The 25,662-nt window shown below is 72.8% G+C and carries 22 protein-coding genes; 12 read left to right on the forward strand and 10 right to left on the reverse strand.

What is annotated here, in order from left to right; genetic code table 11:
• Positions 1-65: 65 nt before the first annotated feature.
• The 3 genes from ACGFMP_RS22875 to ACGFMP_RS22885 all read right to left on the reverse strand — a co-directional run bounded on the left by ACGFMP_RS22875 (position 66) and on the right by ACGFMP_RS22885 (position 5,680).
• A complete protein-coding gene (locus tag ACGFMP_RS22875) occupies positions 66-1,880 on the reverse strand; it encodes an ABC transporter substrate-binding protein (protein WP_393674749.1) in 1,815 nt (604 codons plus the stop codon).
• An 86-nt stretch (positions 1,881-1,966) separates the two neighbouring features.
• Positions 1,967-2,992, reverse strand: coding sequence for an ABC transporter permease (locus ACGFMP_RS22880; protein ID WP_393674751.1), 1,026 nt, complete (start codon positions 2,990-2,992; stop codon positions 1,967-1,969).
• Positions 2,993-3,538: 546 nt separating this feature from the next.
• Positions 3,539-5,680: a prolyl oligopeptidase family serine peptidase gene (locus ACGFMP_RS22885; RefSeq protein ID WP_393674753.1), complete on the reverse strand. Its 2,142-nt coding sequence runs from the start codon at positions 5,678-5,680 to the stop codon at positions 3,539-3,541.
• Between the two features lie 260 nt (positions 5,681-5,940).
• Here ACGFMP_RS22885 and ACGFMP_RS22890 point away from each other — a divergent pair, with 260 nt between their 5' ends.
• The 4 genes from ACGFMP_RS22890 to ACGFMP_RS22905 all read left to right on the forward strand — a co-directional run bounded on the left by ACGFMP_RS22890 (position 5,941) and on the right by ACGFMP_RS22905 (position 9,982).
• Complete coding sequence (locus tag ACGFMP_RS22890; RefSeq protein WP_329175053.1) at positions 5,941-6,135, forward strand: hypothetical protein; 195 nt, start codon at positions 5,941-5,943, stop codon at positions 6,133-6,135.
• Between the two features lie 32 nt (positions 6,136-6,167).
• Positions 6,168-7,106, forward strand: coding sequence for an N-acetyl-1-D-myo-inositol-2-amino-2-deoxy-alpha-D-glucopyranoside deacetylase (gene mshB, locus ACGFMP_RS22895; protein ID WP_393674755.1), 939 nt, complete (start codon positions 6,168-6,170; stop codon positions 7,104-7,106).
• Entirely contained in the window at positions 7,103-7,471 is a 369-nt protein-coding gene (locus ACGFMP_RS22900; RefSeq protein WP_393674757.1) for a DUF6113 family protein, read from the forward strand. Before mshB ends, ACGFMP_RS22900 begins: the two co-directional genes overlap by 4 nt.
• 153 nt (positions 7,472-7,624) lie before the next feature.
• On the forward strand, positions 7,625-9,982 hold the full coding sequence (locus tag ACGFMP_RS22905) for a hypothetical protein (RefSeq protein ID WP_393674759.1): 2,358 nt from the start codon (positions 7,625-7,627) through the stop codon (positions 9,980-9,982).
• Between the two features lie 20 nt (positions 9,983-10,002).
• Here ACGFMP_RS22905 and ACGFMP_RS22910 read toward each other — a convergent pair whose 3' ends face one another.
• From ACGFMP_RS22910 to ACGFMP_RS22920, 3 genes are all read right to left on the reverse strand, one after another.
• Entirely contained in the window at positions 10,003-11,145 is a 1,143-nt protein-coding gene (locus tag ACGFMP_RS22910) for a sensor histidine kinase (protein ID WP_393674979.1), read from the reverse strand.
• A gap of 109 nt (positions 11,146-11,254) precedes the next feature.
• Positions 11,255-11,995 carry an ABC transporter permease gene (locus ACGFMP_RS22915; protein ID WP_393674761.1) on the reverse strand — a complete coding sequence of 247 codons (741 nt, stop codon included), beginning with the start codon at positions 11,993-11,995 and terminating at the stop codon, positions 11,255-11,257.
• The gene (locus ACGFMP_RS22920) at positions 11,992-12,984 is read right to left on the reverse strand and encodes an ABC transporter ATP-binding protein (RefSeq protein ID WP_393674763.1); all 993 of its coding nucleotides are present in this window, start codon (positions 12,982-12,984) and stop codon (positions 11,992-11,994) included. The genes ACGFMP_RS22915 and ACGFMP_RS22920 overlap by 4 nt, the downstream gene beginning before the upstream one ends.
• Before the next feature lie 140 nt (positions 12,985-13,124).
• Here ACGFMP_RS22920 and ACGFMP_RS22925 point away from each other — a divergent pair, with 140 nt between their 5' ends.
• The 4 genes from ACGFMP_RS22925 (at position 13,125) to ACGFMP_RS22940 (ending at position 17,836) form a co-directional block, all read left to right on the forward strand.
• Positions 13,125-13,712, forward strand: coding sequence for a GNAT family N-acetyltransferase (locus tag ACGFMP_RS22925; RefSeq protein WP_393674764.1), 588 nt, complete (start codon positions 13,125-13,127; stop codon positions 13,710-13,712).
• Between the two features lie 85 nt (positions 13,713-13,797).
• Positions 13,798-16,704, forward strand: a complete 2,907-nt coding sequence (locus ACGFMP_RS22930) for a SpoIIE family protein phosphatase (RefSeq protein WP_393674766.1) — start codon at positions 13,798-13,800, stop codon at positions 16,702-16,704.
• Between the two features lie 104 nt (positions 16,705-16,808).
• On the forward strand, positions 16,809-17,135 hold the full coding sequence (locus tag ACGFMP_RS22935) for a nuclear transport factor 2 family protein (RefSeq protein ID WP_393674768.1): 327 nt from the start codon (positions 16,809-16,811) through the stop codon (positions 17,133-17,135).
• Positions 17,136-17,215: 80 nt separating this feature from the next.
• Positions 17,216-17,836, forward strand: coding sequence for a response regulator (locus ACGFMP_RS22940; protein WP_393674770.1), 621 nt, complete (start codon positions 17,216-17,218; stop codon positions 17,834-17,836).
• Between the two features lie 30 nt (positions 17,837-17,866).
• Here the strand turns inward: ACGFMP_RS22940 and ACGFMP_RS22945 are convergent, their stop codons facing one another.
• Both ACGFMP_RS22945 and ACGFMP_RS22950 read right to left on the reverse strand, forming a co-directional pair.
• Positions 17,867-18,688: a transglutaminase-like domain-containing protein gene (locus tag ACGFMP_RS22945; RefSeq protein ID WP_393674772.1), complete on the reverse strand. Its 822-nt coding sequence runs from the start codon at positions 18,686-18,688 to the stop codon at positions 17,867-17,869.
• A complete protein-coding gene (locus ACGFMP_RS22950; RefSeq protein ID WP_393674774.1) occupies positions 18,685-19,665 on the reverse strand; it encodes a GNAT family N-acetyltransferase in 981 nt (326 codons plus the stop codon). The genes ACGFMP_RS22945 and ACGFMP_RS22950 overlap by 4 nt, the downstream gene beginning before the upstream one ends.
• Positions 19,666-19,773: 108 nt before the next feature.
• Between ACGFMP_RS22950 and fdxA the strand changes: the two genes are divergently transcribed.
• A complete protein-coding gene (gene fdxA, locus ACGFMP_RS22955; protein ID WP_329175031.1) occupies positions 19,774-20,094 on the forward strand; it encodes a ferredoxin in 321 nt (106 codons plus the stop codon).
• A 113-nt stretch (positions 20,095-20,207) separates the two neighbouring features.
• The gene (gene dapC / locus ACGFMP_RS22960; protein WP_393674776.1) at positions 20,208-21,308 is read left to right on the forward strand and encodes a succinyldiaminopimelate transaminase; all 1,101 of its coding nucleotides are present in this window, start codon (positions 20,208-20,210) and stop codon (positions 21,306-21,308) included.
• 74 nt (positions 21,309-21,382) lie between these two features.
• On the opposite strand, the gene ACGFMP_RS22965 is transcribed toward dapC, so the two are convergent.
• Both ACGFMP_RS22965 and ACGFMP_RS22970 read right to left on the reverse strand, forming a co-directional pair.
• A complete protein-coding gene (locus ACGFMP_RS22965) occupies positions 21,383-21,796 on the reverse strand; it encodes an ATP-binding protein (RefSeq protein WP_393674778.1) in 414 nt (137 codons plus the stop codon).
• Between the two features lie 269 nt (positions 21,797-22,065).
• Positions 22,066-23,001, reverse strand: a complete 936-nt coding sequence (locus tag ACGFMP_RS22970) for a hypothetical protein (RefSeq protein WP_393674780.1) — start codon at positions 22,999-23,001, stop codon at positions 22,066-22,068.
• A 402-nt stretch (positions 23,002-23,403) separates the two neighbouring features.
• On the opposite strand from ACGFMP_RS22970, the gene dapE reads away from it, so the two are divergent.
• Together dapE and ACGFMP_RS22980 are read left to right on the forward strand one after the other, a co-directional pair.
• Entirely contained in the window at positions 23,404-24,471 is a 1,068-nt protein-coding gene (gene dapE / locus ACGFMP_RS22975; protein ID WP_393674782.1) for a succinyl-diaminopimelate desuccinylase, read from the forward strand.
• Between the two features lie 112 nt (positions 24,472-24,583).
• The gene (locus ACGFMP_RS22980) at positions 24,584-25,660 is read left to right on the forward strand and encodes an alpha/beta hydrolase (RefSeq protein ID WP_393674784.1); all 1,077 of its coding nucleotides are present in this window, start codon (positions 24,584-24,586) and stop codon (positions 25,658-25,660) included.
• Positions 25,661-25,662: the final 2 nt, after the last annotated feature.

A 25,662-nucleotide genomic window follows, 5' to 3' on the forward strand; every position in this document is an offset into this window, starting at 1 on the left:
TGGGGCCGGCGGGCGCCCCCGTGGGGCCGGACGGTGTCCGGCCCCACGGGAAGGTGCGCCGACGGTTACGGCTTGAGGTAGAGCTTGGTGGCGTCGATGCCGGCGGACATGTTGTTGTACACGGCACCGCCGATCTTGGAGCCGAACAGCTGCAGCTCCTTGTAGTAGACGGTCGGGACGGCCGGGATGACCTTGGTCTCGATGTAGGTGTTCAGCGCGAACCAGGCGTCCTGCGCCTGCTTGGGGTCGGTCAGCGCCGAGATCCGGTCGATCTCGCTGTTGATGTGCGGGTCGTTGACGTGCGAGTAGTTGGGCGCCTGGTCGGCGATCGTCCGGCCGTCGAAGACCGGCGGGATCACCGTCAGCGCGCTGGGCCAGTCGGAGCCCCACGCCTGCGCGTACATGTCGTACGGGTTGTCGACCTTGCCGACCAGGTCGTAGTAGGTGTCGGCGGGAAGCTCCTTGCGCTGCACGTCGAAGCCCGCGGTCTTGAGGGCGGCGGCGATGGCCACCGAGTACTGCTGGCCCGCCGAGCTGTTGGCGTACGCGTAGGTGATCTTGGTGTTCAGCTTGCCCGCGTCGGTGAGGATCTTCTTGGCCGCGACCTGGTCGCCGTTGGGGTTGGCGACCTTGCCCAGCGGGTCGGCCTTCTGGTAGCCGGCCAGCGCGGGGCTGATGAAGCCGCCCGCGTACTCGGCGCCGTAGGACGCGCCGAGCGCCTGGTAGACGGACTTGGTCGGGATCGCCAGCGCCAGCGCCTTGCGGACGTTGATGTCGGTGAGCTTGCTCATGTTGAAGTCGATCTGGCCGACGAAGGGCTGGTAGCCGGCCACCGTCCGCTTGTAGATCGCCGGAGTGCCCACCACGGTCGGGGTGTTGTCGGTGTCGACGGTGTTGTCGAAGCTCACCGAGGTCTGGTTCTCACCCGAGTCGGACATCAGCCGCTTGGTGGAGTCCTCGTTCTGGTGGTTGAACGTGATCGCGAAGGAGTCCACGTACTGGTGCCGGGCCGAGTCGGTGTTCGGGTCCCAGTTCGGGTTCTTCACCAGGGTCATCGACTTGCCCTGGTCGAAGTTCTTGATCATGTAGGGACCCGAGGCGACCGGCGCCTTGTCGTACTTGAGCTGGGTGTCCTTCGCGGAGTCCACCACCGCGTAGCCGGGCATCGCGAACAGGTAGGGGGTGTCGGTCTGCGCCTTCGGGAAGTGGAAGACGACCGTCTTCGCGTCCGGCGTCGACAGCAGGGTGTCCGGCAGGTGGGTGCCCTTGTACGGGCCGTTCGGCAGCAGCTTGCGGTAGTCGGTGCCGGTGACGTTGGCCAGCCACTGCTGGAGGTAGACCGGGCCGTTGGTCGCGAACGGGGCGAACGTGCGCTCCACGGACCAGCGGATGTCCTTGGACGTGATCGGCGTACCGTCCTGGAACTTGATGCCGTCCTTGAGGTGGTACGTCCAGGTCTTGCCGCCGTCGGACTGCTCACCGCTGTTGGTGGCGAGGTCGCCGACCACGGTGTAGTTGCCCTTGTTGTCCAGCTTGTACGTCGTCAGGCCGCGGTGGATCAGGGTCGCCAGCTGGCCCTCGTTCGACACGTAGATCTGTGCCGGGTCCAGGTGGGTGTAGCTGTCGCGCTCCAGCACGTTCATCGTGCCGCCGCTCACCGCGCCCGGCACGGGCTCGGCCGGACCCTTCGATGCGGCGTCGTCACCGAAGGTGATCTGCGACGCCAGCTGCTGGGCGCTCTTGCTCTGCTTCGCCCTGGCGTCCTTGTTCTCGGTGGTCTTGCCGCCCCCGCCCCCGCCACTGCTGCATGCGGTCAGGACCAGCGCGCCGGCGGCGACCGCCACCAAAGCGGCCCGGGTTCTACGCACGTAGAGTCTCATATCGGTTGTTGCACCCCTGTCCGTTGATGCTGTGAGCTGCCTGAATCGGCCCGGTGCGGGGCGACGCCGCCCCCACAACGGTGTCGCTAACGTGCGGCCTTCGGGTCGAATGCGTCCCGGACCGAGTCCCCGAGCAGGTTGAAGGCGACGATGAAGACCACCATCGCGATGCCGGGGAAGAACATGTACGTGATGTCGTTCTGGTAGACCTCGGCACCGCGGGCGAACATCCGTCCCCAGTCGGGAGTCGGCTCCACCAGCCCGACGCCGAGGAACGACAGCCCCGCTTCCGCGGTCACGAAGGTCGGCAGCATCAGCGTGCTCTGCACCAGAATCGGCGTGACGAGGTTCGGCAGCAGCTCGCGGCGGACGATGCGCCACGACGACGCACCGGTGACCCGGGCCGCCTCGATGAACTCCCGTTCCCGCAGGCTCAGCACCTGGCCGCGCAGCAGCCGGGACAGGCCCATCCAGCCGAGGAACCACTGCACCGTGATCAGTGCCACCACCCGCAGGTACGTCGGTGTCTCGTCGACCGGGCTCACGAAGACGGCGGTGACCACCGGCATGACGGCGACGAAGAACAGCTGCGCGGGGAAGGCCATCAGCAGGTCGGTGACCCGGCCGATCACGTAGTCCACCTTGCCGCCGAGGTAACCCGCCGAGATGCCCAGCAGGATCGCGGTCACGGTCACCGCGATCGTCACCGCCACCGCGATGCTCAGCGAGGTGCGGATGCCGTAGACCAGCTGCGTGAAGACGTCCCGCCCGAGGTTCGGCTCGATGCCGAACCAGAAGCGCCCGCTGACGCCGCCGTTCGGGGCGATCGGATAGCCGAAGTCGTTGAGCAGGCCCGGCTCGTTCTGCCCGTAGAGCGTGTACGGATCCTTGCCGTACAGCTTGGCGATGAGCGGCGCGAGGATCGCGATGACGAAGAAGAACCCGACGACGCAGGCCGACACGACCCCGGTGCGGTCCCGTTTGAACCGCCTCCACATCAGCTGGCCGGGTGACCGCCCGACCAGTTCCGCGGCCACCCCGGGAGTGGTCGCGGCGATCTCGTCCGGCTCGCCGGGCGGACCGGAGAGCGTGGTCTCGGTGGAACTCGTCATCGCGATTGCCCCCGCTGCTGGTTGGGACGGCGCGACGGGTTGGCGCGTCGCGAGTTGCCCGGACTGTCGCAATGAAAGCAACTGCCAGTCAAGAGGGTGCGTTGGGAAGAAAGCGTGATCGTCCGCTTCTTGAGCGAAGATTGAGCAGATCGTCTTCCGGATGTGCTTGACAGCCGTCCCTGGGAGGAGGCTTGTCGGACTTGTCCGGACGAATCGCGTTAACACGGGGGCAACTTGACTGTCGTCTGACCGATATACGAACCCGCGGTCCTCCCCTCCGTACGCCCGGAGGGCGGGAGTTTCCCAAGGGGCGGAGGAATCGCAGGGGGAAGCCGCGCCTGCCGGTCGCGCGGGGGAGCCGTGCGACCGGTTGCGCGAGGAGTCGCGCGGTCGATCACGCGCGAAGCCGCGCCGGCCGGCCGGAAGGGCGGGCGGGCGCGGCGGTCAGGGCGCGGGCGTCAGGGCGCGGGCGTCAGGGCGCGGGCGTCAGATTGCCGGCGTCGGAGTGCGGCCGGGCGGGGCAAGCGGCCCCGCCTCGGACGGGGTTCACGCCTCCGCGGCGAGCGAGCGGCGGAGGAAGGCCACCTGGAGCAGCAGCAGGTTCTCGGCGACCTGCTCCTGGGGGGTCATGTGGGTGATGCCGCCCGAGAGGGGCAGCACCTCGTGCGGACGGCCGGCCGCGAGGAGGGCCGTCGAGAGGCGGAGGGTGTTCGCCACCAGGACGTTGTCGTCCGCGAACCCGTGAATGATCATCAAAGGCCGTGCGGGCTCGGCGAGTTGGGGGATCCCGTCCGCGGTGACGACCGAGTTGAGGTCGTAGGCGGCGGCCTGCTCCGAGGGGAGCCCGAGATAGCGCTCGGTGTAGTGCGTGTCGTACAACCGCTGGTCCGTCAGCGGCGCGCCGGCGACACCCGCGTGGAAGACATCGGGCCGCCGCAGCACCGCGAGCGCGGCGAGGGTGCCGCCGAAGGACCAGCCGCGGATCCCGACCCGGTCGAGGTCGAGCGGGAAGTCCTTCGCCAGCGCGCGCAGGGCGTCGACCTGGTCCTGGAGGACCACCTCGGCCAGCCGGCCGCCGGAGATGCCCTTCTCCCACTCGGGCGACCGCCACGGCGTCCCCCGGCCGTCCGCCACGACCACCGCGAAGCCCTGGTCGGCGAACCACTGCGAGACCAGGTGGGGGTTGTGCGCGGCCAGCACGCGCGGGCCGTGCGGACCGCCGTAGGGGTCCATCAGCACCGGCAGCGGACCGTCGCCCTCGTCGTAGCCGGTGGGCAGCAGCACCGCGCACGGGATCCGCCGCTCGCCGGCCTCGGCGAAGCGCACCCGGGCGGTGATCGAGGGCGTCTCGGCGTACGAAGCGACCTCGGTGACCTCACGCCCCGAGCGCAGCACCCGGACCGTCGCGCCGGGCCTGTCGGGCACCGCGGACACCAGGACGGTGACCGAGCCGGCCCGCACCGCGGAGTGCACGCCGGGCTCGCGGGTGACGCGGACCGGACCCTCCGCCGTCACCCGGTGGACATGGATCTGCCCGGTCTCGGGATCGCCGGCCTCGGGCCCCGCGGACGCGCTGACCAGGATGTCCTCGCCGCCCGCGTCGAGCACTCCGCGGACGTGCAACTCGCCCCCGGTGAGCGCGCGGTCACCGGCCATCAGCACCCGGACACCGTCCACATCGGTGATCCGCAGCAGCGTCCCGTCGGGCCGGAGAGCCGGCACGCCGGGGAAAAGATCAAGCCAAATTCGATCTTCCTCGACGACCGCGGTGCTGGTCGCACCCGTCGCGGGGTCCACCGTGAGGTAGCGCTGGGTGCGCTGGTCCCTCGCCTGGACCAGCAGCACCGGCGGCCCCGCGGCCGTCCAGTGCACCGCCGCCAGATACGGGAAGTGCTCCCGGTCCCACGTCACGTCGAGCCGGCTGCCGTCGAGGCCGAGCAGCGCGAGCGAGACCTCCGCGTTGGCCGTGCCGGCCGCCGGGTAGGCCACCGCCACCGGGGCGTGGTCGGGGTGCGCGGGCTCGGAGATCCAGCGCCGCTGCACCGCCGACTCGTCGACCCTGGCGGCCAGCACCGCGGAGCTGTCCGGCGCCCACCAGAAACCGCGCGAGCGCCCCATCTCCTCGGCCGCGATGAACTCCGCGAGGCCCCAGGTCACCTGCTCGCCGTCCGGCTCGGCGAGCGGGAAGTCCTCGCTGCCGTCCGCCGCTGTCGCCCGCAGCCCGCCTGCGGCCGCGTAGGCCACCCACCGCCCGTCGGGCGAGGGCCGAGGGTCCACCACGGGACCCGGCACCGCAAGCTCGCGTACGGCGCCCCCAGGCGCGAGACCGGCGGTGAACAGCCGCCCGGACAGCGCGAAGGCGGCGAGCTTCACGGCCCCGTCCACCGCGTAGGAGACCACCCCCGCGGAGCCCTCCCTGCTGCGCTCCCTGCGGGCCCGCTCGGCCGCCGACAGGTCCTCCCGCGAGCCGCCGAGCAGCACCGCGGGGTCGGCCGCCACACGCTCGTCCGCGGCCCCCTCGCCCTCCGGCAGGTCCAGCACCCACAGCAGCTGGGCGGTGTCCGTGCCGGACCGCGACCGCAGGAAGACCACCCGCTCGCCCCCGGGCGCGACGGCGAAGGACCGCGGTGCCCCGAGGGTGAACCGCTGCGTTCGTGCGTGCTGCCGCGGGAATGAGAGGTACGCCATACCCGCGACAGTAGGGGGTACCGCTGACAACCGCCTCCGGATTACCGCCGGATGGCCCCGCGGGCCCCCCGACCAGCGGCGCTGCGCCAGCCGTCGAAATCGCGCCCTGAGCCGCCGGTGGCCGGATCTGGTCATGCGCCCCCGCGTGCTTCCGTGCTCCGACATATGCGGTGGCACGGAAAGTTATGATCCGTTGCCGTGGGTGGGTAATAAGCATGTGGCAACTGACATGAACCCTGCGTACCTGGAGGTGAGCCGCTGTGGCACTCTCGATTTCGGCGGTGCTGCTGCTGCTGATCGTCGTTGTCCTGCTGATCCGCAGGTCCGGGCTGAAGACCGGGCATGCCATCGCTTGCACGCTGCTGGGCTTCTACCTGGCGAGTTCGTCCTGGGCACCACAGATCACCGACCTCACCAACAACGTCGCGGGAATGATCTCCGACATCAAGTTCTGAGCGCCTCGGGCGGGGGCCGTAGGCTTTCGCCCATGACCGACCGACCCACCCCGTCCGCACGTCCCGCGCGCCGGCTGCTGCTCGTCCACGCCCACCCGGACGACGAGACGATCAACAACGGCGCCACCATGGCGAAGTACGCGGCGGAAGGTGCCCTCGTCACCCTCGTCACCTGCACCCTCGGCGAGGAGGGCGAGGTCATCCCGCCGGAGCTCGCGCACCTGGCGGCCGACCGGGACGACACCCTTGGCGAGTACCGGATCGGCGAGCTGGCGGCGGCGATGTCGGAGCTGGGCGTCAGCGACCACCGCTTCCTCGGCGGCCCCGGCCGCTACCGCGACTCCGGGATGATGGGCGTCGCCCAGAACGAGGTGCCAGGCTGCTTCTGGCAGGCCGACCTTGATGAGGCGGCCGGCCTGCTGGCCGAGGTCATCATGGACGTACGCCCGCAGGCGCTGGTCACCTACGACGACAACGGCGGCTACGGCCACCCCGACCACATCCAGGCCCACCGGGTGGCCCTGCGCGGCTACGAGCTGGCCGCAGGCCAGGGCCACCGGGTCGACCGGGTCTTCGAGATCTGCACCCCCCGCTCGGCCGTGGAGGAGGGCTTCGCCCGGCTCGCGGCGGCCGGCGAGGACTTCCCATTCGCGGGCGTCGCCACCCCCGACGACGTGCCGGGCGTGATCGACGACGAGCTGGTCACCGTCTCGATCGACGGCAGCGCGTACACCGACCGCAAGATCTCCGCGATGCGCGCGCACGCCACCCAGATCGCCGTGGACGGCCCGTTCTTCGCACTGTCCAACGACCTCGGGCAGCCGTTCTCCGCCTCCGAGTGCTACCGGCAGGTGCGCGGCGACGCGCTCGCCGGCGCCCGTCCCGGCGCCATGGCGGACGACCTCTTCGACCCCGGCCCGGAAGCCGGCACGCTCGCCGGCGCCGGTGCCGCCGACGGGAGCGCGTCGTGACCACCCCGATCACCCTCGGCCGCATCCTCGGCTATGTCGCCCTCGCCGTCCTCGGCGCGGTCGTGGCGCTCGCCGGGGCGCTCGTCCAGGCAGGCCTGTTCCCCGGCGGCCTGCTGCTGGCCCTCGGGGGCTGCGCGGCCCTCTTCTACGGCGGTCTCAGGGCCACCGGCAGCCGGGTCGGCGTCGTGGTGCCCGCGGGCTTCTGGCTGATCTCCGTCCTGCTGCTCAGCTCCACGCGACCGGAGGGCGACTTCCTCTTCGCGGCGGGCGCCGGTGCGTATCTCTACCTTCTCGGCGGCGCCCTCGCTGCGGTGATCTGCGCCACTGTGCCCCAACTGACCTCATCCGGGGCGAATACCGCCTGACTTGGCGGGCAGGGGCGAGCACGTGGTTGGCTGAGCGCGAGCGTTCCGGCCGACCACGGCCGCGGTCTCCGGCAGGTCGGTATGGTGGGGCCCGCCGGCGAGCCGCAAACGGAGAACAGTGTCGGGCGGCGAAGCTAACCGGGAGAGCCTGCTTTGACTCGTGAAACAGACAGACCGTCCTCCGACCCCCAGGGCCGCGGCGGCGCCGCGTACCCCTCGGGGACCCCGCCGTACGGCAGCCGACCCTTCCCGTCGCTGCACCCGCAGGAGCGGACGCGGCCGCAGGGGGCGCAGGACGACGGCCAGGGCACCCAGGACACGGCGCCGGAGGACACGGCGCCCGCCGCGGACGAGCCGCGGACCGAGACGACGCTGACGACCCGGATCCGCATCAACATCCCGGGCTCCCGCCCGATCCCGCCGGTCGTGGTCCGCACCACGGTCGACGAGCCGCCGGCCGCCGCAGAGAACGCCGCGCAGGCCGCGCCCGCCGTCGAGGCCGAGGCGCCGGCCGAGCCGGAGCCGGAGAAGACCAGCGACTGGTTCGCCCCGCGCAAGGCGGCGCCGCCGGCCGCACCGCCCTTCGGGCAGGAGCAGCCGTCCTTCGGGCAGGACCAGTCGACGGGCGGCATGCCGCTGCCCGGTGGTGCGCCCGCCTCGCCCTTCGGGCGCGACGAGCAGACCGGCGCGGCGCCGCTGCCGATCCGCAACCCCGGTGCGGGCGCGCCTCCGCCCTTCGGGGCCGGGCAGGACACGGGCACGCCGTATCTGCCGCCGCCGGTCGGCGGTGCGCCCGGCGAGGGCGAGGCGGCCCGCGGGTCGCACGACACCCCGGCGGGCGGCTTCGCCACCCCCTTCGCCTCCGAGGCGCCGCCGTTCGGCGCCGGTTCGCCCTTCGACACCGGCGGCCTGCCGCCGGCCGGGTCGCAGGCGCCGCCGTTCGGGGCGGGTTCGCCCTTCGACACCGCCGCGATGCCGCCGATCACGGACGGCGCGCCGCCGTACGGCACGACCGGGGCGCCCGCCGCGGACGAGGTCCGCTCGGCGTACGACAGCGGTGCGATGCCCGTCGTGGGGGAGGACCGTCCGGGGTACGACAGCGGTGCGATGCCCGTCGTGGGCGAGGGCCGGCCGCCGTACCGCAGCGGTGGCGCGCCCGCGGGTGACGACGCCCGCTCGCCGTACGACACCGGGTCGCAGCCCTTCGGCACCGACGACTTCCCGCCCGGGGTGCCGCGTCCCAACGAGCGGTCCTTCCGCGAGGCCGAGGACCCCCTGGGCACGCCCAGCGGCCCGACCTCGGGTCCCGCCACCGGCTCGGTGGACATCCCGCCGATGTCGCAGGAAGCGGCCCAGCCGCCCACCGGCCCCAACGGCTTCCGCCCGCCCACCCCAGGCCCCCGCGGCGGGAACAGCCAGGTGTCGGGCGACACCCTGGTCAGCGGCATCCCCGCGGTGCCCTCCGGCGAGTCGCGGCCGGCCCGGCAGCCGGCGCCGCGCAGCGCGGCCCCCGCACCGGCGCCTGCCCGTACCGCGCCCGCGGCGGCGGCTCCCGCCGCGGCCAAGCCGGCGAAGAAGGGCCGCTCCAAGCCGGTGATGCTCGCCGTCCTGGTCTGCGTCGTGCTGGTCGTCGGCTACGGGGCCGGCCTGCTGATGAATCACGCGGACGTCCCCAAGGGCACGACCGTGCTCGGCGTGGACATCGGCAACCAGAACCGCGACGCGGCCGTCAAGATGCTCGACAGCGCGCTCGGCGACCGGGCGACCGCGCCCATCCCGCTCACCATCGGCGGCAAGAAGCAGAGCCTCAAGCCGTCGGTGGCGGGACTGTCGATCGACACCGACGCCACCGTGGCCGCGGTCGCGCACTCCGACTACAACCCGATCTCGGTGATCGGCTCGCTGTTCGGCAGCAGCCGCACCACCGACCCGGTCTTCGTCGTCGACGAGGACAAGCTCAAGGTCGCGCTCCAGGCGCTGGCCGGCGGCAGCCGGGGCACCGACGCGATGGTCCGCTTCGAGGACGGCAAGGCGATCCCGGTGCCGGGCAAGCCGCGCCAGACCCTCGACGTGGTCGCCGCGACCGCCCAGGTCGAGGCGGCCTACCGCACCCGTGCGGAGACCGGCACCGACACCCCGGTGGCGCTCAACGCCACGACGGCGCCGCCCAAGGTCTCGCAGGCCGAACTCGACAGCGCCGTCAACGGCTTCGGCAAGACCGCGATGTCGGGCAAGGCGACGGTGTACGCGGGAGTGCACAAGATCTCCTTCAACACCTCGCTGCCGAAGTTCCTCACGATGCAGGCCACCGCCGACGGCAAGCTCGCCCCGCACATCGACCTCGTGGCACTCAAGGGGCTCTACGGGGGGACCTTCGACAGCGTCCTGCTGAAGCGGGCCGACGGCACCAAGACGGCCGTCACCCCGGCGGACGTGGCCAAGGTGCTGATCCAGGCGCTCAGCGCGACGAACAAGGCCGACCGTACGGTGACCTTCCCCAACCTCGCGTAGGGCGCGGGCCGCGGGTGCGGTCAGGCCGACCGTACGGTGACCGCGGTGAGCGGGACGGCGGCGGTGAGTGTGAAGCCGCCGTCGCCCGCGCGGGCCGTCGTGAGGGTGCCGCCCGCGAGGGCGAGGCGCTCCGCGAGGCCGGTGAGCCCGTTGCCGCGGGGCGCGCCGGAGGGGCCGCTGCCGTCGTCGGACACGGTCAGGACCGCGAGCCCCGACTCCCGGTCCACCGTCACCGCGCAGACGCACTGCGCGGCGCCGCTGTGCCGTACGACATTCGTCACGGCCTCCCGCAGCGCCCAGGCCAGCGCCCCCTCGGCGGAGGTGCCGAGGTCAGGTACCGGTTCGGGGACATGCGACCGGAAGGACACCCCGGCGCAGGAGAGCGCCCCGCGGGCCGCCGCGACCTCGCCGGCCAGCGTCGGCCTGCGGTAGCCGCTGACGGCCTCCCGGACGTCCACCAGGGCCTGCCGGCTGACCCGTTCGATGTCGGCGACCTGCTGCGCCGCCTCGTCCGGCCTTCCGGGCAGCATCCGCCCCGCCAGCTCGCTCTTGAGCGTGATCAGCGACAGCGAGTGCCCCAGCAGGTCGTGCAGGTCGCGGGCCAGCCGCAGCCGCTCCTCGGTGGCGGCCAGCTGCGCCACGGTCCGCCGCGCTTCGCGCAACTCCCGCATGGTGTGGACGAGTTGCTTGACGCCCACCATCGCGAAGCCGCCGAGCAGCGCGGGGATCACCAGCGCCGGGTAGAGGTCGCCCGGCGTGTCGACCCACGCCCCCGTCACGGCCAGCAGCGCGGTCACCGCCGGCACCGCCCAGCGCGACGTCGTGGCCGGCAGCGCCGCCCCGCAGGCCACCGCCACGTACACGAACAGCACCAGCCAGCTCTTGCCGAGCGTCGCGGACAGCCCGAAGGACAGGGCGGTCTGCATGGCCAGCACCTCGTGGACCCAGGGCGCGGGCCGCACCTCCGCGTTGGTGCGCAGGAAGACCAGCGCGAGGTAGGCCACGACGAAGACCGCCAGACCCAGGGCGGCCAGGACCACGACGGCCGGCGCGTGCCGGCCCCCGCACAGGTCGCTGACCGGTGCGCCCAGGTAGAGCAGCCAGATGCCGATCCAGGCCAGCTTGACCAGCGCCTGCTTGCGGGTCTCGGGGACCCGGCCCATCGGGGTGTCGTCGGCGTCCTCGATCTCCTGCCGCCAAGGCGGCCACTGCTCGTCGAGGACGCCGCCGCCCGTCCGCTGCCCGCTGGTCGCACGCTTCACGAGGGCTCCCTCACGCCTTCCTGGTGTCCTTGCGGTAGAGCCACGCGGCCGTACCGGCGAAGAGCACCAGGTAGCAGACCAGCACCGCCATGTCCTTGGCGTGCGGGGCGTCGCCGAACTCGATGGACTGCCCGAGTGCCGCGTACGCCCGCCCCGGCAGGTAGCCGGCCAGCGTCTGGAGCCAGTGCGGGAAGGTGGTGAAGGGCACCCACAGGCCGCCCAGCATCGCCAGCACGAAGTAGCAGAGCATCGAGATCGGCCGCGCCACGTCCGCGGTGGCGACGTAGCCGATGGCGACGCCGAGCGCGGCGAAGACCATGCTGCCCGCCCAGATGCTGACCAGGATCGCCGCCCACTGCCAGGCGTCCAGCCGCACTCCCTTCACGGCCGCGCCCAGCACCAGCACGATCAGGATCGACGGCAGGCTGACGGTCGCGGCCGAGGCGATCTTCGCCATGACGTAGCCGCGGCCGGGCAGCGCGGTGAGCCGCAGCTGCCGCACCCAGCCCTTCTCACGCTCGCGGGCGATGCGCTCCGCGTTCCCCATCAGGACCGCGGTCATGGCACCGAAGGCGGCCATCGCCACCATGTAGTAGGCGACCACCGTGAGGTCCACGCCGTCGAGCTTCTTGGTCTTGTCGGCGCCCGCGGTGATGATCAGGAACAGCAGGCCCGGGTAGAGCACCGAGAAGAACATGAATTTGCGATTCCGCAGGGTGCGGACGATTTCCAGTCTGACCAGGGTCTTCATCGCTTGCCCGCCTTGCTGCCGCCCGCGTCGGCGGTGGTCGCGTTCGCGGCGGTGGCCGCGTCGGTGATGGCCAGGAAGGCCTGTTCGAGGCCGAGGCCGGCGACCTCCAGGTTGCGCGGGTACAGCCCGAGGCCGTAGACCGCGTGGGTCGTCGCGTCGGCGTCGTCTGAGCGGATACGGACCGTCGGCCCGGTGACCTCCAGGCCGACCAGGTGCGGCAGCGCACGCAGCGCGGCCTCGTCGATCGGCCCTTCGAGGTCGAAGGTGATCCGCCGGGCCCCCGCCCGCGCCTTGATCTCCGCCGCGGTGCCGTCCGCGATCAGCCGGCCCTGGTGCATCACCAGGACGCGGTCCGCGATGGCGTCGGCCTCCTCCAGGTAGTGGGTGGCGAACAGCACGGTCCGCCCCTCGTCCACCTGGCTGCGCATCGTCGCCCAGAACGCCTGCCGGGCACTCACGTCCATCCCGACGGTCGGCTCGTCCAGCACGATCAGGTCGTTCGCCCCGGCGGTCGCCAGCGCGAACCGCACCCGCTGCTCCTGGCCGCCGGACAGCTTGTTGACCATGCGCGACCCGATGTCGGCGATGTCCGCCGCGGCCAGCACCTGGTCCAGCGGATACGCCTTCGGGTGCAGCTCGCACGCCAGCCCGACCAGCTCCCTCACGGTCACCTCCTCCATGAGGCCGCCGCTTTGGAGCATGGCCCCCACCCGGCCTGCCGCGATGGCCTGCGCGGGCGTCGTCCCGAAGACCCGCACCGCCCCGCGGTCCGCGTTCTTCAGGCCGAGCAGCAGGTCGAGTGCCGTGGACTTGCCGGCCCCGTTCGGCCCGAGCAGGGCCACCGTCTCCCCCGGGTGCAGTTCGAGGCTGAGATCCGCCACGGCGCGCACGGCGCCGTAGCTCTTGTCCACCTCGGTGAACCCCACGACGGGCACCCCCGTGTCCACGGCCGGCCCCGTCGCGCCACTCGTGGTCGCTGTCACTGTCATGCAGCCAGCTTCGCGGGCCGCGGCGGCGTACGGCAGTGCAGGAGGTCGTGACTTCCGCATGACAGATGTCATACGGCCTCCCCGGGGTGGGCCGTGACGCGGGCCTTGGGGCCGGTCCCGGGCGGCGGCATGATCGGACCATGGACGTCATGGAGACCGAACGGCTGACCCTGCGGCGCTGGCGGGACGGCGACCTGCCGGTGATGGCCGCGCTGAACGCCGATCCCGAGGTCATGCGCTGGATACGCGACGGTTCCGCCTGGGACGAGGAGCAGACGCGGGCGGCGATCGCCAGGATGGAGGCGCTGTGGGAGGCCGAGGGCTTCGGCCTGTCCGCCGTCGAGATCCGCGCCACCGGCGAGCTGGCCGGCTTCACCGGGCTGTCCGTCCCGCACTTCCTCCCCGAGGTGATGCCCGCCGTCGAGATCGGCTGGCGCCTCGGCCGCCGCCACTGGGGCCGCGGCTACGCCACCGAGGCCGCCCGCGCCTGCCTCCACCGCGCCTTCCACGGCAACGGCCTGGACCGCGTCGTGGGCATCGTCCAGACCGGCAACACCGCCTCGGAACGCATCATGCACAAGCTCGGCATGCGCTTGGACCGCGAGCTGGTCGCCGCCGGCTCCGGCCGACCGACCCGGGTCTACGCGATCACCGCGGCGGAGTACGCGGCGGCCCCCCAGCCGGCTGAGCGGGCTGCGGCGGCGGATCGGACCGGGCACGGAGGGTGACGGTGTGCAGGTCGCGGCCTGACGAGCGGCCGGATTCGGCGATCGGCGCAAGAATGGGGAGGAAGGCTGAGGCGGTGATTCGTTGATGGCTGCCGCGCAGGGCGGTCCGGGCACGGACCCGGTGGACGCTGTACGGCTCAGTCTGCTCAGGACCGCGGAGGGGCTGAGCGAGGGCGACATGCTGCGGCTCGCACTCCAGCAGGCGGTGGCCGCGCTCGGCGGCTACGGCGGGCTCGCCCACCTCTGCGGCCCCGTGGGCTGCTCGCTGCGGCTCGCGGCGGTCAACGGGCTGCCCGCCGCGGTGGCCCACCGCTGGGACGGACTGTCCTCCAGGGCGGCCACCGCTCCGTCGGAGGCGGTGACGCAGGTCCGTATGTCCTGGTCCTCCCGGTGGCCGGAAGCGTCCGAAGGGGAGAAACCGGCACCGGCGGAAGAAGAGCTGCCCGGGGGGATACTCGCCGCCCCGATCCTGGTCAACGGCGAACCGATCGGCGCCCTGTCCGTCCTCGTCGGCGCGGCCCCCGACGCCGGGCGGGAGCAGTTCCTGGCGCGGCTCGCCGGGGTCGTCAGCGAGCGGCTGCCACGCGCACGGCAGTGGCGCAGCGGCACCACCCCCTGGTGGCAGGAGCCGAACAGGAACCGCGAGCACGTGATGCAGCAGATCAGCGTCGGGACCTGGAGCTGGGACCTCGACAGCGGGCTGCTGGACATCGACGAGGTCGCCGGAGGCCTGATCGCCGCGGCCGGCCTCGATCCCGACACCTGGGACCATCGCGTCGAGTCCTGGATGGAGCGCATCCACCCCGACGACCGGCCCGGCGTGCAGGAGTCCATCGAGGAGTCCCGTGCGACCGGCAACCCGTACGCGGTCGAATACCGCGTACTCGACGCGGAGGGCGCCGTCAGCTGGCTCGAACTGCGGGCCGCCTTCGAGCACGACGAGAGCGGGCGGCCGGTGCGCATGTCGGGCACCGCCTGGAACGTCACGGCCCGCCGCAGCAAGCTCGCCTGGCTCGTCGGCCTGATCGAGCGCCACCCCGACCCCATCCACGTGCTGTCCGAGGACAACCGCGTCGTCTGGGCCAACGACGCCGCCCGCTCGCTCGGCGGCGGCTCGGGGGCCGACATCATCGGCCAGGTCCCGTGGGAGATGCGCCCGAAACTCGCGGGCCAGGGCGTGCCGGAACTGCTCGACAAGGCACGTGCCGTGCCGGGGGCCGCGGTGACCACCGAGGTGACGTACTACGAGGAGCCCAGCGGCCGGCTCGCCTCCTGGCGGGTGCGCGCCGTGGAGGTCGGCGGCTTCGTCGCCACCCAGATGGCCGACGTCTCCGAGCAGAAGGCCGCTGAACTGGCGGACAGCGAGCGCAGCCGACGGATGACCGAGCTCAACCAGGCGCTGATCCGGGCGCTCGACACCCAGGACGTCGTCGCCGCTGTCATCGAGCACGTCCTGCCGCTTTTCACCGCGGCCGGCCTGATCGTGCACGACCTGACCGGGCCGGTGCCGAAGCTGGTCGCCGCCACGGGCTACACGGAGGATTTCCGTGCGGAGCTGAAGGCGCCCGGCTGGCCGCAGCGGCTCGCCAACGCCACCGACACGAAGCTGCCGCAGTTCTTCTCCTCGCTCGCCGAATTCGACCGGCAATGGCCGCTGCTCGCCCCGCTGGCGCGGCACGGCGGAAAGGGCGCGTGGGCCGTCCTGCCGCTGATCGTCGGGGACCGCAGGGTCGGCTCGTGCATCATCAGCTGGCCCGCGCCGCGAGAGTTCGACGAGCACGACAGGTCGGTGGTCGGCACCGTCGGCGTGATCATCGCCCAGGCGCTGGACAACGCCAGGCTCTACGAGGAGGCCAGGCGCCGGGCGGAACGCCTCCAGCGGGAGCTGCTTCCCGGCGACCTGCCGGAGACCGTCGCGGTACGCAGCGCGTCCCGCTACCGGCTCGCCGAGGGCGAGGAGGTCGGCGGCGACTGGTACGACACCGTGCCGCTGTCCGGAGGCCGCACGCTCGCCGTCATCGGCGACGTCAAGGGCCACGGCCTTGAGCAGTCGATCGCCATGGGAATCTTCCGGCACGCGGTGCTCACCGTGGCCGCGCTCGACCTGCCGATCGACGAGATCATGGCGCACCTCAACGACGTGGCGGCCCGCCTCGGCCCGATCACCGCGACGAGCACGCTGGTGCTCTACGACGCGACCACCGGCGAGTGCCGGATCGCCGGCGCGGGGCACCCGCCGCCGATCCTGGTCCGGCCCGGCGCCAGGGCGCGCGAGGCAGAACTGTCCGCGGGGCAGCCGCTCGGGCAGGCCCACGTGCCGGCGCCGGTCACCGAGACGATCCTGCCCGAGGGCAGCGTCCTGGTCCTCTACAGCGACGGCATCATCGACAGCGCCGCGCGCGACGTGACGCCACTGACCGACCTCCTCACCCGCTACGCCGCCACCGCCCCGCTGCCGGCCGACATCGGCCGGCGCGCCCCCTGGCTCGACACGCTGTGCGACACGATCACCGAGCAGCTGCCGTCGGATCCGCGGCGGCAGGACGACGCGGTGCTGCTCGCGCTCGCCCTCGGGCGGGTGCCCGACGAGCGGATCGCCGCGTGGGACCTGCCGTGGACGCCGGAGTCCGCCGGGCGCGGGCGGGTCCTCGCGGCGGAACGCCTCGCCGAGTGGGGCCTCGGGGAGCTCACCGACACCGCGACGCTCGTGGTCAGCGAGCTCGTCGGCAATGCGGTGCGGCACGCGGTGGGCATCGGTTCGGACGTCGGCGAGGACGACGCGGGCCGGCTGCGGGTGCGCCTGCTCCACCTGAGCGACGCCTCGGTGACCTGCGAGGTCTACGACGGCTCCCAGGCGACCCCGCGGGTGCGCCACCCGCTCCTGGACGACGAGTTCGGCCGCGGCCTCCAGCTCGTCGCCGTCACCGCCAGCAGGTGGGGTACGCGCTACACCGAGGGCGGCAAGTGCATCTGGGCGACGGTCACCCTGTGAGGCCGCGCCCCGCCGCCGGGACGCGCGTGTCCTGGTGCGGCGCCGGGAGAAGGTGAACCTGTTCGGCGGGTGCCGCGCCGGGGGCGACGTTCGTTGGGCGGGGTATGACGCACGCACCCCTGCCCATCCCCGTCGCGGCGGCGCTGGAAGCCGCGAACGCCGGGGCCATCGAGGACTTCCTGCACGCCTTCGCCGCCGACGGCGCAGTCGACGACTGGGGCCGCGAGTTCCGCGGCCACGACGCGATCAGAGGCTGGAGCGACGCCGAGTTCATCGGCAAGCAGGTGCGGCTTGAGGTGACGGCCTGCCGCACCGAGGGCGACACCACCACCGTGAGCGCCCAGGTGGGCGGCAACGGCTACAACGGGCCCTCCGACTTCGCCTTCACCGTCCGCGACGACCGCGTTGCCCTGATGCGCATCACCGGCTGAACCGTGGCCGGTGGGCCGGTGGGTCCGTGGTCCGTGCCCGCGGACCGTTGCCGAGGCAGCGGCTCACTAGGCTGGGCGCCATGACCGACGCACCGCCCGTGAGGGTGCTTCTCGCCGATGACCAGTCGATGGTCCGGGAGGCGCTGGCGACGCTGCTCGGGCTCGAGGACGACATCGAGGTCGTCGCCCAGGTGGCCAGGGGCGACGAGGTGGTGGCCGCGGCGAGGACGCACGCGCCCGACGTGGCGCTGCTCGACATCGAGATGCCCGGGATGACCGGGATCGAGGCGGCGGCTCTGCTGCGTACGGAGTGCCCGCGGGTGAAGGTCGTCATCGTGACGACCTTCGGGCGGCCCGGATACCTGCGGCGGGCGATGGAGTCGGGCGCGCAGGCCTTCCTGGTCAAGGACGCGCCGGCCGCGCAGCTCGCGGAGGCGGTCCGACGGGTGCTGCGCGGTGAGCGGGTGATCGACCCGACGCTCGCCGCCGCGGCACTGGCCGAGGGGGCCGACCCGCTGACCGCGCGCGAGCGGGACGTGCTGACCGCGGCGGCCGGCGGCAGCGTCAACGCCGAAGTCGCCCGCCGGCTGGGGCTGTCGGAGGGGACGGTGCGGAACTACCTGTCCACCGCGATCCAGAAGACCGGCGCCCGCAATCGTGCGGAAGCCGTACGTATCGCCCGCGAGAAGGGCTGGCTCTGAGACCGTCGCCGAACGCGCCCTGCCCCTACCTCAGTTGAGGTGGGCACGGGCGGCGCGCGCCCGCAGGCGGATGGTCGAGGCGGACTCCGGGTCGAAGGCGCCGATGACATCGGCGTAGGAGTCCATCTCCGCGGCCCCGCCGAGGAAGTCCCCCATCGTGACCAGGAGTTGCGCCCGCTCGTAGCGCAACTTCGCCGGGTGGCGCGGCAGCAGGAGGGTCAGGTCGAGCGTCCACAGCTGGACCGGCCGGTGCTCGGGGCGGGGGGCGGCCCAGACGCGGATGTTGTTGAGGATGCGCTGGACCACGTCCAGCGGGTCGGCAGGGGTGAAGACGTCGGCGCCGGCCGCGAGCATCTCCGCGTCGGCGCCCGACATGACGCGGCCGCCGTCGAAGGGGTCGACCAGCACATGGGCGCCGCCGGGGTCGCCGAGACCGACGACGAAGTGCCCCGGGAGGGCGACGCCGTAGACGGGGGCGCCGGCGCGGCGGGCGACCTCGATCCAGACCACCGACAGCAGGATCGGCAGCCCGCGGCGGCGCCTGAGCACCTCCTGGAGCAGCGAAGAGGACAGCCGCTGGTAGTCGCCCGGGGTGCCGTGGAAACCGTGGGCGCCGCCCAGGACGCGGCGCAGGGCGCCCGCCCAGTCCATCGGCGTGACCAGGCCGTGCGGGAGCAGCCCGGCGAGCCGGTCCAGCTCGATCTGCGCGGCGTCCGCGGCGGCGCCGTCGAGCGCGGGGTCGGCGCGGGCGCCGATGAGCAGGCACAGCTCCGCCAGGTCGGGCCGCTCGTCGCGGGCCGCGGCGGCGAACCGCACGGCGACGGGCTCGGGTTCGGGGCCGGCGGGGCTCATGCCGCCGGTCGCCGGTAGTGGTAGCCGTGGTGGTCGGTGAAGCCGAGCCGGTCGTAGAGGGAGCGGGCCCCCGCGTTGTCGGCCTCGACCTGGAGGTAAGCGGCCGTGGCGCCCTCCTGCGCGGCCCGCCGGGCCAGCGCGCCCATGACGGCGGTCGCCAGGCCGCGGCGCCGGTGCGACGGTATGACCTCGACCGCTCCGAAGAGCGCCCAGGGCCCGTCGACCACGGCGCGCCCGATCGCGCCCGGCATGGTGGCGAACCACACGGACGGCCCCCCGGTGACGACCCTGAGTGCCGCCTCGGCGAGATCCCCGGTGCGGTGGTAGGCGGCCAGCCAGTCGTCGTCCGGGGTCCTGGACAGCGTGACCGGGTCCGCGGTGCCCTCGGGCAGCAGGGTCAGCGGGGCGAGCGGGGCGGTCCTGATCAGCGTGTCGGCCTCCCGGGTCCAGCCGCGGGCGGCGGCGTGCGCCGCGTACGGCGAGGAGTCCGGCACCTGGAGGCAAGGGGGCGCGCCGCGCTCGCCGTACCAGCGCACGACCTCCGCCAGTGCCTCGTCCGGCGGCAGCCCCGGATCGCCGCCGACCAGCACCGAGTTGGCCCGCCGGGTGAAGCCGCCGGCGAAGCGCAGAGTCCAGCCGCCGAGCCTCGCGGTCTCGGTGGCGGGCCACGCCCTGGACGCGATCTCCTCCATCTCCCCGTCCGTCACGTCCGGCACTGCCGTCGCCCGACGCACCGGCGCGGGCGGCACGACCTTGCCCGCGACGAGGGCGGATTCCGGGATGCGGACGGTTTCGCCGGACCTGCGCGTGATGTACACCACTCCCTCGTCCCAGGATGCGAGAACACCGACCGTATCGGTGAACGTCGGACGCCCGTCAGTGACCTCGGCCAACTGTCGCACCGAGACGCGTTTGCCCACGTCAGAGGGGGTGATCCGGAGTTCCAGTCGAGCGCCGGCCGAGAAATCCGCTGGCATGCATGCCCCTCCTGTTCGGTTCGTGCCCAGGAACGGAGATACTAGGTGCGGGCATCGACGACGCCGCGCTCCCGCGCGAGATGAGCCCTATCGAGGAGGAACGACAGCGTGACCTACGTCATCGCGCAGCCTTGTGTCGACGTCAAGGACAAGGCGTGCATCGAAGAGTGCCCGGTCGACTGCATCTACGAGGGCGCCAGGTCCTTGTACATCCACCCGGACGAATGTGTCGACTGCGGCGCGTGTGAGCCGGTCTGCCCGGTAGAGGCCATCTTCTACGAGGACGACACCCCGGAGGAGTGGAAGGACTACTACAAGGCGAACGTCGAGTTCTTCGACGAGCTGGGGTCGCCCGGCGGCGCGTCCAAGCTCGGACTGATCGACCGCGACCACCCCTTCATCGCCGAGCTGTCCCCGCAGAACCAGTAACGCACCAGGTAAGCGGCGCACACGCCGTGCCCGAGGGCGCTTCCGCCACGGCCCCGTACGCGCCCCAGCGCCGTACGGGGCCGTGGCGTACGCCAGAGTGAGAGTGTGAGCACGTGAGTATTTCCGCCCGCCTGCCGGTCTTCCCGTGGGACCGTCTCGAGCCGTACAAGGCCGAGGCCGCCGCGCACCCCGACGGCGTCGTCGACCTCTCGGTGGGCACCCCGGTGGACCCGGTGCCCGAGGTGATCAGGCAGGCGCTGACCGCCGCCGCCGACAGCCCCGGCTACCCGCTGACCTACGGCACGGCCGCGCTGCGGGAGGCCGCCGCGGACTACCTGCGCACCTGGCACGGGGTGGCGGGCGCCGACCCGCGGCACGTGCTGCCGCTGATCGGCTCCAAGGAGCTCGTCGGCTGGCTGCCCACGCTGCTCGACCTGCGCGAGGGCGACCGGATCGGCTACCCCCAGCTGGCCTACCCGACCTACGAGATCGGCGCGCTGCTGGCCCGCGCGGAGCCGGTCACCTACGACGACCCGGTCGCCGACCTCGACCCGGCGCGGCTGCGGCTGCTGTGGCTCAACAGCCCGTCCAACCCCACCGGGCGGGTGCTGGGCGCGGCCGAGCTGCGCAGGATCGTCGACTGGGCGCGCGAGCACGGCATCCTCGTCGTCTCCGACGAGTGCTACATCGAACTGGGCTGGGAGGGCGAGGAGCCGGTCTCGGTCCTGCACCCGGACGTCTGCGGCGGCAGCCACGACGGGCTGATCGCGGTCCACTCGCTGTCCAAGCGGTCCAACTTCGCCGGCTACCGCGGCGCCTTCCTCGCCGGTGACCCGGCGGTCGTCGCGGAACTGCTCGGGGTGCGCAAGCACGCCGGCATGATCGTGCCGCAGCCCGTACAGGCCGCGATGGTCGCCGCGCTCGGCGACCGTGAGCACGCGGTCGAGCAGAAGCAGCGCTACGCCCGCCGCCGCGGCATGCTGCGCACCGCACTGGAGGCGGCCGGTTTCCGCATCGAGCACAGCGAGGCCAGCCTCTACCTGTGGGCGACCCGCGGCGAGGGCTGCTGGGAGACGGTGGCCGACCTGGCCAAACGCGGCATCCTCGTCGCTCCGGGCGACTTCTACGGTCCCGCGGGCGCCGACTTCGTCCGCGTCGCCCTGACGGCGACCGACGAGCGGGTCGAGGCGGCGGTGGCCCGGCTGGGCGCCTGAGCGCCTTTCGCTCCGCGGAGGGGGGGCCGGGAGCTTCGCGCTCCCGGCCCCCCGTCCCGCGATCCGTGCCCCGGTCAGCCCAGGGCGACGGACTTCAGCGGGAGCTGGTCGGTCGGCAGGGCGCCGGTGTTCGGCAGGGTGCCCGCGACCGGCAGGGACTCGGTGGTCGCGCCGGCGATACGGCCCGCGGCGTCGGTGGTCTGCGCGGCGCTCTGCCCGGCCGCCGGGGTGGCGGTCCCCACGATCCGGCCTGCCGCGGGCACGGCGGTGTTCGCGGCGGCGGAGCCGCCCTGCGCGGCGAGCCCCGCGGGGTCCTGCGAGGCGCGGTCGAGGGTCGGTCCCAGCTCCGTGCCGCCGAGGTCGGTCAGTCCGCCCACGGCCTGCTGGGGCGCGGCGGCGTGCGCGGCACCGGCGCCGATCAGGGGCGCGGCGGCGGCACCGAGCAGCAGCGCGGCCTGGGCGATGCGGCGCGTGAGGGGGAGGGACATGGTGCTCCTTGCGGCGAGTGGTCTCGTACGACGCCGTGACTATCGCGGGGCACGCCGGAAGGTTGCGGTCACCCGAGGTAAAGAGTGGGCAATGCGTCCCATAATAGTCATCCGGCACATCGGATATAACGGACAGCTGATATGACCGCCGGACGCGGTGAAAAAACGTCACATCCCCGGTGGGGCAAGGAAATCGGCACGGGTGCGTGCGGTGTGCTCCGCGAAGCCGTCCGCCGCCGCCGAATTCCCCTCACGGGTGAGGGCGCGCACTATTGCGCGACGGTGATCCGTACGAATCCGCCGCCACCGCCGTCGGAGACGGGCTCGGCGTCCTCAGGCAGCTTCTGCCACCCGCTGCCGGAACGCGCCGCCTGCCACCGCATGTCCCCGAAGGACACCGCCGACACCTTCAGGGCTTGCGCGTGCGCCACCGACCACTGGGCCAGCTGCCAGCCCCGCTGGACCGTGCCACCGGCGGCCTTGCCGACCGCCGCCGCCGGCACGCTCACCGTGCGGGCCGGCTCCCCGGCCGTCTTCGGCCGCGCCTGGGCGCCGAACTCCCGCTTCAGCGCGGCCGCCACCCGCGCCGGGTCGCCGGCCGGGCCGCCCGCGCTGTCCTGCGCGTCCGCGCCGGTCCTGCAGCTCAGCGCGCCCGCCTTGCGGCCGAGCAGCGCCGCCGACAGCATCGTGGCGTCCGCCTCGTGCTTCGCGTACGCCTCCGGGTAGCCGCTCTTCTGCACCTTCTGCGCGGCGACGGTCAGCGGGAGGCCGGCGTAGCCCTTGATCTTCACCAGCCCGTCGTAGAACTCGCCGGTCGAGTACACCGGGTCCATGATCTGCTGCGCGGTGCCCCAGCCCATCGAGGGGCGCTGCTGGAAGAGGCCGAGCGAGTCGCGGTCGCCGTGGTCCAGGTTGTCCAGCCGCGACTCCTGGAGCGCGGTGGCCAGAGCTATGGTCACGGCCCGTTCCGGCAGCCCGCGTGCCGTCGCCACCGCGGCGATGGTTGCGGCGTTCGCGGCCTGTGACTGCGTCAGTTCGAAGCTGTCGTCGCCGGATCGCACCACGCAGCCGGCGCCCTGCGGGGACTTGCCGGCGAACTGGTAGGCCACGTAGGAGGCTGCCGCCAGGACCAGAAGGGCACCCAGGGCGCGGGCGGCGCGACGACGCGCTTTTCTCCACCCTGAGGGGGCGTCTGACGTGGGCACGGGCCGAGCGTACCGGCTGCCGGGCACTGTGGTGCCCGCGCCGGTTCCCCACTCCGGGCGTGCCGCCCCGGGCGCTCCCTCGGCTGGGGACCCCCCGCCGATCCCCGGCGCCGGGGTGACGCACCCCGGCCCCGGGGTGCCCCTTGCGGTGGCTTCGCACCCGTGGGTGGGTGGGGGCTTGGCGCGCAGTTCCTCGCGCCCCTGGGGGGTGCCCCTTGGGGTGGTGTTGGACCTTTGGGTGGGCGGGGGTTTGGCGCGCGGTTCCTCGCGGCCCTGGGGGGTGCCCCTGGGGGTGGGGTTGGATCCTTGGGTGGGTGGGGGTTTGGTGCGCGGTTCCTCGCGGCCCTGGGGTCGGGGGCGGCTTCTGCTGGGGGGAAGGGTGAAGCCTTAGGGTGCGGAGGTATGGGACGTGGACTTGACCTCAAGACAGATGTGGCCGCCCTGACGGCAACCCTCGTGGACGTGCCGTCGGTGAGCCGGGAGGAGAAGCCACTCGCCGACATGATCGAGCAGGCGCTGCGCTCGCACCCGCACCTCACCGTCGACCGCGACGGCGACGCGGTGGTCGCCAGAACGCGATTCGGCAGGGCCGAGCGCGTCGTCCTGGCGGGGCACATCGACACCGTGCCGATCGCGGACAACCTGCCTTCCCGGCTGGACGCCGACGGCCTGCTGTGGGGCTGCGGGACGAGCGACATGAAGGCGGGGGTCGCCGTCCAGCTGCGGCTGGCGGCCACCCTCACCGAGGCCAACCGCGACCTCACCTTCGTCTTCTACGACGCCGAGGAGATCGCCGCCGAGTTCAACGGGCTGAAGCGGCTGGTCGAGCGGCACCCTGAGTGGCTCGCGGGCGACTTCGCCGTGCTGATGGAGCCGACCGGCGGCCGGGTGGACGGCGGCTGCCAGGGCACGCTGCGGGTGCGGGTGGAGACGACCGGGCGCCGCGCCCACTCGGCACGCAGCTGGCTGGGAGAGAACGCCATCCACAAGGCCGCCCCGATCCTCGCCAGGCTCGCCGCGTACCAGCCGCGCCGGGTGGAGATCGACGGGCTGACGTATCCCGAGGGTCTGAACGCCGTCATGATCGAGGGCGGCCACGCGGGGAACGTGATTCCCGACACATGCGCGGTCACCGTGAACTACCGCTTCTCGCCCGACCAGAGCGAAGCGGAAGCCCTGGAGCGGGTCCGTTCCGTCTTCGACGGCTTCGAGGTGGTGCTCACCGACAGCGCCCCCGGCGCGCTGCCCGGCCTGTCGCACCCGGCGGCCGCCGCCTTCGTGGAGGCCATCGGTACTGCCCCCGCGGCCAAGGAGGCATGGACCGACGTCGCCCGCTTCTCCGCGCTCGGCATCCCCGCCGTCAACTACGGGCCCGGCGATCCGACGCTCGCCCACACCCGTGAGGAGAACGTCGCGGTGGCCGCGATCCACGAGGCGGAACGGAAGCTCACCGCCTGGCTGACCGGCTGAGACGCAGCACTCACGGGCGCCGAGCAACCGAATTGCGGTGCGCGCGGGTCCTTCCCCCCGGCATGGTGTGGTCGGATACGTCCGATCCTGGACGGGGGAGGGGCGCCGCGTCGTGGGACTTACCAGTCGCTGGCTGGCCGCGCTTCTGGTGGCGGCCGCGGTGGCCGCGGTGGCCGGAGCGCTGCTGCTGTGGCCGAGGGTGCGCGGCCCGCGCCCGGTGCGGTTCGCCGCACGGGTCGGCATGATCGTGCTCTGCCAGATCACCGCGATATTCGTGGTGATGGTGGTGGTGAACAACGAATACGGCTTCTACGCCTCGTGGGACGACCTGCTGGGCAATGCCAATTCCGGCGGCAGGACCGGAGTGGCCACCGGAGGTCCGCCGACCCCCGCCGTTCCGGACTACCACGTGAAATTCGCGTCCTATTCGCAGGGCTTCGAGCGGGCCACCGTCCACGGCTGGGACAGCGACACCAAGGGCGATGTGATCGTGTGGCTGCCGCCGCAGTACGCGAAGCCGGAATTCGCGCACACGCGATTCCCGGTCATCGAGGTGCTGCACGGCATACCCGGCACCCCGCACAGCTTCCTGCGCGGCATGCGGCTCGGCCGGATCATGCAGGACCAGATCAGCGCGGGCCGGGCCGAGCCCGCGATCCTGGTGCTGCCCACCATCACCCCCGACCGGGTCAACACCGGCTGCGCGGACGTCGACGGCAAGAGCAAGGTCGAGACCTGGCTCACCGACGACGTGGTCGAGACGATCTCGCACAACTTCCGTACGCTGCCCGCGCCCCGCGGCTGGGCGGTGATGGGCATATCCACCGGCGGCTACTGCGCGGCCCGGCTCGCGCTCGAGCACCCCGAGACCTTCGCGGCCGGCGCGGCCCTGGCACCCGACGACCCGTCGAAGGGCGCGCGCTCACCGCTGTGGCTGGCCCGCAACACCCACCCCGACGTCCGGCTGCTGGTCGAGTCGAGCCTGCAGGACCCGGAGAGCCCGCCGAAGTTCGCCGACTGGATCACCGGTGCCGCGCGGGCGCCGACGGAGGTGAGCACCCTGGAGCTGAGCAACGGCGGCCACAACTGGAACACCTGGGGCCGGATGTTCCCCGATGCCTTCACCTGGGTGAGTGCCCGCCTGGAAGCACCGCGGGCGGTGCCTTTGGCGCCGTCGGCGGCACCCTGATG

It is taken from the genome of Streptomyces sp. NPDC049040, from assembly GCF_043197715.1.
GTDB lineage: Bacteria > Actinomycetota > Actinomycetes > Streptomycetales > Streptomycetaceae > Actinacidiphila.

Excerpts from the sequence above, each read along its gene's own strand:
- ACGFMP_RS22875 (WP_393674749.1), bottom strand. The coding sequence starts at position 1,880 with ATGAGACTCTACGTGCGTAGAACCCGGGCCGCTTTGGTGGCGGTCGCC.
- ACGFMP_RS22880 (WP_393674751.1), bottom strand. The coding sequence starts at position 2,992 with ATGACGAGTTCCACCGAGACCACGCTCTCCGGTCCGCCCGGCGAGCCG.
- ACGFMP_RS22885 (WP_393674753.1), bottom strand. The coding sequence starts at position 5,680 with ATGGCGTACCTCTCATTCCCGCGGCAGCACGCACGAACGCAGCGGTTC.
- mshB (WP_393674755.1), top strand. The coding sequence starts at position 6,168 with ATGACCGACCGACCCACCCCGTCCGCACGTCCCGCGCGCCGGCTGCTG.
- ACGFMP_RS22910 (WP_393674979.1), bottom strand. The coding sequence starts at position 11,145 with ATGGGCCGGGTCCCCGAGACCCGCAAGCAGGCGCTGGTCAAGCTGGCC.
- ACGFMP_RS22915 (WP_393674761.1), bottom strand. The coding sequence starts at position 11,995 with ATGAAGACCCTGGTCAGACTGGAAATCGTCCGCACCCTGCGGAATCGC.
- ACGFMP_RS22920 (WP_393674763.1), bottom strand. The coding sequence starts at position 12,984 with ATGACAGTGACAGCGACCACGAGTGGCGCGACGGGGCCGGCCGTGGAC.
- ACGFMP_RS22925 (WP_393674764.1), top strand. The coding sequence starts at position 13,125 with ATGGACGTCATGGAGACCGAACGGCTGACCCTGCGGCGCTGGCGGGAC.
- ACGFMP_RS22930 (WP_393674766.1), top strand. The coding sequence starts at position 13,798 with ATGGCTGCCGCGCAGGGCGGTCCGGGCACGGACCCGGTGGACGCTGTA.
- ACGFMP_RS22935 (WP_393674768.1), top strand. The coding sequence starts at position 16,809 with ATGACGCACGCACCCCTGCCCATCCCCGTCGCGGCGGCGCTGGAAGCC.
- ACGFMP_RS22940 (WP_393674770.1), top strand. The coding sequence starts at position 17,216 with ATGACCGACGCACCGCCCGTGAGGGTGCTTCTCGCCGATGACCAGTCG.
- ACGFMP_RS22945 (WP_393674772.1), bottom strand. The coding sequence starts at position 18,688 with ATGAGCCCCGCCGGCCCCGAACCCGAGCCCGTCGCCGTGCGGTTCGCC.
- ACGFMP_RS22950 (WP_393674774.1), bottom strand. The coding sequence starts at position 19,665 with ATGCCAGCGGATTTCTCGGCCGGCGCTCGACTGGAACTCCGGATCACC.
- ACGFMP_RS22965 (WP_393674778.1), bottom strand. The coding sequence starts at position 21,796 with ATGTCCCTCCCCCTCACGCGCCGCATCGCCCAGGCCGCGCTGCTGCTC.
- dapE (WP_393674782.1), top strand. The coding sequence starts at position 23,404 with ATGGGACGTGGACTTGACCTCAAGACAGATGTGGCCGCCCTGACGGCA.